Below are 5,656 nucleotides of genomic sequence, written 5' to 3' on the forward strand. Positions count from 1 at the left end.
GGGGGGCAGCGCATTACACGAAGCGAAAAGCGTGGGGGCCGACTTTATCGGTCAGCCCGATGAAATGTGGCGCTTTTCAACCGGTCTGCACTGCCCCGACAGCGACCTGCGCTATACCGACCCAACGCCTTCGCTATTTTCCTTCAACTCGGCCATGGGCGCCTGCGAAACCTGCCGCGGCTTTGGCCGGGTGATTGGCGTGGACTACGGGCTGGTGATTCCCAACGACAAGCTCACGCTGCGTGCCGGCGCCATCAAGCCCATGCAGACGCCGGCCTGGAAAGAAGCGCAAGACGACCTGATGCGCCATGCCGAGACCGCCGGCATTCCGCGCGACACGCCCTGGTACAAGCTCACGCCCGAGCAGCAGGGCTGGGTGATCAACGGCTCGCCGAGCTGGAACGGCAAGTGGAACCAGCACTGGTTTGGCATCAAGCGCTTCTTTGCCTACCTGGAAAGCAAGGCCTACAAGATGCACATTCGCGTGCTGCTGTCCAAGTACCGCAGCTACACGCCCTGTGAAACCTGCGGTGGTGCGCGTCTCAAGCTCGAACCGCTGCTCTGGCGCCTCGGCTCTAAAGAAGCCGCCGATGCGGTGCTGCCGCCCAGCCTGCGCTTCATGCCGGTCGGCGTGCAATGGAACCGCGAGCAACTCGAAGCCTTGCCGGGCTTGTGCGTGCATGACCTGATGCGTCTGCCGATTGAGAAGCTGCAGCGCTTTTTCAATCGCCTGCTGCCCTCACCCCGGCCCGCTCCCGGAGAGAGAGAGAGTTCTACATTGCCCCCTCTCCCGGAGGCAGAGGGCAGGGGCGAGGAACAGGCACTCAAGCTGTTATTCGAAGAAATCCAAACCCGTGTGAAGTACCTCTGCGATGTAGGCATTGGCTACCTCACGCTCGACCGGCAGAGCCGCACGCTGTCAGGCGGAGAGGTGCAGCGCATCAACCTGACCACCGCGCTGGGCACCTCGCTGGTCAACACCTTGTTTGTGCTGGACGAGCCTTCGATCGGCCTGCACCCGCGCGACATGAACCGCATCACGCAGGCCATGCACCGGCTGCGCGATGCCGGCAACACGCTGGTGGTGGTGGAGCACGACCCTGCCGTGATGCTGGCGGCTGACCGCATGATTGACATGGGCCCTGGACCGGGCGAGAAGGGCGGCCAGATTGTGTTCGATGGCACGCCCGAAGATTTGAAGCACGCCGACACGCTGACGGGCGCCTACTTAGGCGCGCGCAAGCAGGTGGGAATGGGCTTCAAGCGCGCAGTGACCGACAGCACGCCCCGCCTGATCCTTGAAGGAGCCAGAGACCACAACCTGAAAAACCTGACCGTGGAGTTTCCGCTGCAGCGTCTGGTTTGCGTGACCGGGGTCAGCGGCTCCGGCAAGTCGACGCTGATGCAGGATATTCTGGCGCCCGCGCTGCTGCGCCAGTTTGGCAAAGCCACTGAAACACCGGGCCTGCATGACCGGCTGCTGGGCGCCGAGCACCTGACCGATGTGGTGTTTGTCGATCAGTCGCCGATTGGCAAAACTGCACGCTCTAACCCGGCTAGCTACGTCGGCGCATGGGACGCCGTGCGTGAACTGTTTGCCTTGGCGCCGCTGGCCCAGCAGCGCAGCTACACCGCCTCAAAATTCAGTTTCAACCACGGCGACGGGCGCTGCCCGACCTGCGGTGGCTCGGGCTTTGAACACGTGGAAATGCAGTTTTTGAGCGACGTGTACCTGCGCTGCCCCGACTGCGACGGCAAACGCTACCGGCCAGAAATTCTGGAAGTCACGATTGAGCGCAAGGCCATCGGCCAGATTGAACGGAAAATGGGTTCTGACCCCGGTTTTCGTTCAATGAACGTCGCCGACGTTCTCGATCTGACGGTCAGCGAGGCCGTGCAGCTGTTTGCGCAAGACCGTGAAGTGGTGCGCGCGCTACAACCCATTGTGGAAGTGGGCCTGGAGTACGTGAAGCTGGGCCAGCCCGTGCCCACGCTGTCGGGCGGTGAAGCTCAGCGCCTCAAGCTCGCTGGTTTCCTGGCCGAGGCCAGTAAATCCGCCAGTAAAACCAGGAGCATCAGCAAACAGCCGCTGGCGCTTAAAAATCTCAACCGAGGCACGCTCTTCCTGTTTGACGAGCCCACCACCGGCCTGCATTTTGACGACATTGCCAAACTCATGCGGGCGCTGCGCAAGCTGCTGGAAGCAGGGCATTCGCTCATCATCATTGAGCACAACCTTGATGTGATCCGTTCGGCCGACTGGCTGATTGACCTCGGCCCTGAGGGCGGCGAAGCGGGCGGCCTGCTGGTGGCGCAAGGTTCCCCGGAAGACGTGCGGCAGCACCCCACATCGCACACCGCCAAGGCGCTGCGCGAGTACGAGCAGGCCATGGGCCAGATGCACCAGGTGGAAGAAGTTCGGCCCAAGGCGTGGAAGGCCAGGCCCACCTTCTCCAACATGATCCAGATCGTCAACGCCAAGGAAAACAACCTCAAGAGTCTTTCGGTCGATATTCCGCGCGGTAAGTTCAACGTGGTCACGGGCGTGTCAGGCTCGGGAAAGTCCACACTGGCCTTCGATATTTTGTTCAACGAAGGGCAGCGGCGCTACCTGGAGTCGCTCAATGCCTATGCCCGCAGCATTGTGCAGCCGGCCGGGCGGCCTGAAGTGGATGCGGTGTACGGCATTCCGCCCACGGTGGCGATTGAGCAGCGGCTGTCGCGCGGCGGGCGAAAGTCCACCGTGGGGACCACCACCGAGGTCTGGCATTTCCTGCGGCTGCTGTACGTCAAGCTGGGCGTGCAGCATTGCACCAAAGACGGTGCGGCCGTCATGCCGCAAAGCCCTGAAAGCATTGCCGCGCAGCTTCTTAAAAATTATCGGGGCCAGCACATCGGCCTGCTTAGCCCCCTGGTGATCAACCGCAAAGGGGTCTATACCGAACTGGCCGACTGGGCCCGGCCGCGCGGCTACACGCATTTGCGCGTGGACGGTGAGTTTTTGCCGACCACCGGCTTCCCGCGCATTGACCGCTTCAAGGAGCACACGGTCGAGTTGCCGATTGCCGATCTTCATGTGACGCCTGACAACGAGGCTGCGCTGCGGCTGGGTCTGGCGACTGCCCTGCAGCACGGCAAAGGCGTGGTGCATGTGCTGGCATCGCTGGATGGCCTGCAAGGGGCGATGCTGGCGGGAACCAGCGCCAAACATATTGGCAAGCTTGAGGTTTTCTCGACCAAGCGCGCCTGCCCGGTTTGCGCCACGTCGTATGCCGAGCTGGACCCCCGGATGTTCAGCTACAACAGCAAACATGGCTGGTGCCCCGACTGCGTGGGTACCGGCGTCAAGCTCACCAAAGAGCAGCGCAAGGTGTTTGACGATTCGGTCATGGACGACGACAACAAGGGGCGCGAGCAGAGCTTTGCCGAGCCCGAGGTGGACGAAGTGCTGGATGCCGTCTGCCCGACCTGCGATGGCTCGCGTTTGAATGCGAAGGCCAGGGCCGTGAAGTTCGCCGGGGTCGGTATTGCCGACATTGCCGCCCTGTCGGTCACCGATGTGCGCCGCTGGGTTGAAACGCTGGCGCTGGAAGGGCGCGAGGCTGGCATCGCCCGCGACCTGATTCCCGAGATCAAAAGCCGTCTTGAATTTCTGGAAGACGTGGGTCTGGGCTATCTCACGCTGGACCGCGGCGCGCCTACATTGTCAGGCGGCGAAGCGCAGCGCATCCGGCTGGCGGCGCAACTGGGCTCCAACTTGCAAGGTGTCTGTTATGTGCTCGATGAACCCACGATCGGGCTGCATCCGCGCGACAACCAGATTCTGCTGGGCGCACTCGGCAAGCTCAGCGAGCGCGGCAATACGCTGGTGGTGGTCGAGCATGACGAAGACACCATACGCCGCGCCGACAACATCATTGACATCGGCCCCGGCGCAGGCAAGCGCGGCGGGCGGCTGGTGGCGCAGGGCACGGCAGCGCAGTTGTCGGCGGTGCCGGAATCACTGACGGGCCGCTATCTGGCTCATCCGCTGATTCATCCACTTCACGCCAGGCGCGAAACCCTGACAGGAACTGCTGTAGCCGAATTGAGGTCGGATCCCAATTTCGCCACCCAAAGCAAGCAAGGCACAGAGACTCACCCGAAATTGGGCTCTGACCCCCATTCTGCGGCCCCAAAACCCGTTGGGAAACAAAAAAAAGCCGCGCTCAAAGCCGAGGCCCTGCGTGCCGCAGCCGCCAGCGCCAGCATCAGCCACAACGCAGCCCCCGCCGCCGCCAGCCCCTTCACCTCGTGGCTCACGGTGCTCAACGCAAGCCTGCACAATCTTCAAAACGTATCGGTCGCGGTGCCACTCTACCGCTTGGTCGCGGTCACTGGTGTGTCCGGTTCCGGCAAATCCACACTGGCGCGGGATGTGCTGCTGACCAATGTTCATGCGGGCGTCATGCAGCGTTCGTCCAAAGCCGGGCGTGAGGCCGACGACGCAGGCAAACACCCCGTCTGGACCGGTTGCGATCGCATCGACGGCTACCAGGTCGTGGACCGCGTGCTGGAAGTCGACCAGACGCCCATCGGCAAAACCCCGCGCTCCTGCCCCGCCACCTACATCGGTTTTTGGGACACCGTTCGCAAGCTCTTTGCCGACACGCTGGAAGCGCGGGCACGCGGTTACGCGGCAGGGCGCTTTTCGTTCAACACCGGCGAAGGGCGCTGCCCCACCTGCGAAGGCGCGGGCGTGCGAACCATAGCCATGAGCTTCCTGCCCGACGTGAAAGTGCTGTGCGAAACCTGCCACGGTGCGCGTTTCAACCCCGAAACACTGGCCGTGACCTGGCGCGGCAAAAGCATTGGCGACGTGCTGAAAATGGAAGTGGACGAGGCGGTGGAATTCTTTGCCGCCATGCCCAACATCGGCCACCCGCTGCAACTGCTGAAAGACGTAGGCCTGGGTTACCTCACGCTGGGCCAGCCCTCGCCCACGCTGTCGGGCGGCGAAGCGCAGCGCATCAAGCTGGTGACCGAACTGAGCAAGGTGCGCGACGACATTACAAGGCGCGGACAGAAGGCGCCGCACACCCTTTATGTGCTCGACGAACCCACGGTCGGCCTGCACATGGCCGACGTTGAAAAGCTCATTCAAGTTCTGCACCGGCTGGTCAACGGCGGCCATAGCGTGATCGTGATCGAGCACGACCTCGACCTGATTGCCGAGGCTGACTGGGTGATCGACCTGGGCCCCGATGGCGGCAACGCGGGCGGGCAGGTCGTCGCCGCAGCGCCGCCAGAGGAGGTGGTGCGGCTCGGCACCGCTACCGGTAAAGCGTTGCAGAGCGTGCTAGCCCGTGTGTAGAAGGCATTTGTTTGCTACTAAAAAAATAGCTGCTTTCACCCGTATTTGTTGGCCTACAGGCCTGAAGCGAGCCAAGGCCCCGAAGGGCCTTGGCTTAATTAACTTAGCGGCATTGACCCGCTAGATGCTATTTGCAGCCTCCACCATGATTTCGTTGGAACTCTGGCGGCCCGTTTGTGAGCACGTAAGCGTTATGCGACGAGCTTAAGACTCAAGCAAGCGGCATTATTTTTTGCCGCCACCGCCACCGCCACCGCCACCGCCACCGCCACCGCCACCGCCGTTACCACCGCCACCGCCACC

1 protein-coding gene is annotated in these 5,656 nt (G+C 62.6%); it reads left to right on the plus strand.

The genetic code is table 11. From position 1 onward, the window contains the following. On the plus strand, window positions 1-5,353 hold a 5,353-nt coding region (locus B3F77_RS02815; RefSeq protein ID WP_349678369.1), incomplete at its 5' end, for an excinuclease ABC subunit A. Window positions 5,354-5,656: the final 303 nt, after the last annotated feature.

It is taken from the genome of Polaromonas sp. UBA4122 (assembly GCA_002381615.1).
In the GTDB taxonomy this organism is placed as follows: Bacteria; Pseudomonadota; Gammaproteobacteria; order Burkholderiales; family Burkholderiaceae_C; genus Polaromonas.